The sequence below is a fragment of the Holospora curviuscula genome (assembly GCF_002930195.1).
In the GTDB taxonomy this organism is placed as follows: Bacteria; Pseudomonadota; Alphaproteobacteria; order Holosporales; family Holosporaceae; genus Holospora; species Holospora curviuscula.
Map to the genome: position 1 here is coordinate 1 of NZ_PHHC01000076.1, position 2,116 is coordinate 2,116.

The 2,116-nt window shown below is 37.7% G+C and carries 1 protein-coding gene and 2 pseudogenes; all 3 read right to left on the reverse strand.

Features of this window, described 5'->3' with window-relative positions; translation table 11 throughout:
* Positions 1-120: 120 nt before the first annotated feature.
* Positions 121-800, reverse strand: a pseudogene (locus HCUR_RS10060) (IS5 family transposase).
* Positions 801-1,164: 364 nt separating this feature from the next.
* Positions 1,165-1,371 (reverse strand): hypothetical protein, encoded by a 207-nt coding sequence (locus HCUR_RS01790; protein WP_104206481.1) that lies wholly within the window; start codon positions 1,369-1,371, stop codon positions 1,165-1,167.
* A 529-nt stretch (positions 1,372-1,900) separates the two neighbouring features.
* A pseudogene (locus HCUR_RS01800) lies at positions 1,901-2,116 on the reverse strand (IS481 family transposase); the annotation flags it as partial.

A 2,116-nucleotide genomic window follows, 5' to 3' on the forward strand; every position in this document is an offset into this window, starting at 1 on the left:
GCTCCTTACTCCATCGGCTTATTATGAGACCAGAACTTTTGTATAGGATTAAAATCGGCTGCGTAAAAGGGAAAAAGTATTATTTTTAGCCCGAAGAGTAGGGCGTTTTAACATTTAAGTTTACCTAAGTGATGCAGCAAAATGAACGAAGGAAAGAAAAGCGTGTGAAAGTGTGTCATATCTAGGTGTAACGAGCCTGAAATGGGTTAACGTGTTTGAACATTCGCTCGACTAGATTTTTCGCGTAGATCGTGGGCATAACGGCTTTATTTCTGCCAGTATAATGGACAATGTTATCGGCATCATAGCCTTTATCCGCCAATAGCTTTTTAAAGTCGAAATTCTCCATTAAATCAAGGGCTTTTGTATAGTCAGAGTACTGACCAAGCGATAGAATGAATCTGATGGGGTTACCTAAAATATCCCATGCGGTGTGGATCTGCGTGCTAAAACTGGCTCTTGTTCTTGTGTACCATTGAATCTATTTTTTTCTGACGCCTGCGGGGTGTTGATGGGAGCGAATCATGGTGGAATCAATCATGATCCATTTTATACCAGAATCTACTGCAAGGGTATTGAAAGTCATTTGCCACATACCGGCTTTGGACCATCTTATTAATCGTTTATGAACCCCCGACTATTTCTCGTAAGATTCTGGCAAGGCACGCCACGCTGAACCCTTGCGGGAAATCCACCTCACGGCATTGATAAATTTCTGGTTATCGTTACTAGTACGTCCTGAATCCCCTTCTTTTCCCAGGAAAACTTTCTTTTATTCCTTCCCATTGGTCCTCTCGTATTCCTTACAATCCTTAATCTTACAACACTTCATTATAAATGTCGGCACATTCTAATGCTGTCTCTGGGTTTATCTGTGAATTCTTGAATGATTTCTCTATGCTTTAGCCTGTTAAAGCCTTTCAATGCTCTCTTTCATGGCCCAAACTTTTTAGGGAGATCCCTCCAAAACCAGCCATTTTTTGCGATATAAATTCTGCCGTTCCATACCCGCTTAGCATTGTTTAAGTGGCGGCCTTCCTTACTTTCCCTTGCGCGTGTTGATCCCTTTTTTTATGACTTTTCACGCTCCGTTTTTTAGATCACTTTGTATAGCTTTTTGACCTCTCTCACCTCTCTTTGATGTCAATCCTATACTTATTCCTTCTATTTAAACTTTTTACGTAACTGTTTATCATAATACTCTTTACCCTCTATAACTTGTTTAATACTGACTTCCACAGGTCCTAGTGCTTTCTTAACAAAATATGGAGCTTGTGTTTTAGATAAGGCAGTTCGCTCCTGGAGGTCTTGCTCGGTTCTTTTACCTTTTCGATCCCTTTGAATTAAAGGATTAATTTGTTCAATATACACTACATTATTTCTCTACTCTCTTTGGAGGACTCTATTTGGCGTGCGAATAATTACCCGATTCCTAAAAGTTAAACGCATCGGGTTACTACATTCTATCAGCGCGCTTTGAAGCAAACTATTTTTTGCGTTAAGTACTGCATATCCTTTTTGAAGCGTTCTTATGGTAGTCTGGATTTTACTTCTGAGCGCATTTATGTTTATTTTTTTAGTAGCATTTTTATACTGTCCTAAAGTATTTTCAAGCCTACTGATCATGTTGGGAAAAGCGTTTTTAATTCTTTTATACATGCAAATTTAGAAAGACGCTACCCAGTGGGTCTAGACAAGAAATTGCTGTATAGAATTTAAAGTTTACTACCCCGATACCAAAAATAAGATAATTTTTTAGCTATTATTTTCATTTTTTTTATAATAATTTCACGGTTATCTTTAACTGCTTCAGAAAATTCTTCATAATCTGAAGAGCATCTTCTACTAACTCACCAGAAATTTTTTTGCTAATAAGTGGATCAATGAGTATTGTCAGAAACTAGATGTTTAGTCCCGCTAAGAAATGGTTAGGATTAATTGTAAAATATTCTGGATGAATTATCCACTGATTTAGAATAAATTGCCAAGGAGTTTTGCCTTTGATGGCTTTAAGTCGTTTAGCGAAGGTATAAGCCATTAGATAGGCATGCAGATGCTGTTTCAGCTCATCATGAGATGCATAATGGAAATTGTTTACAGTTGCCTCTTTAAGCGT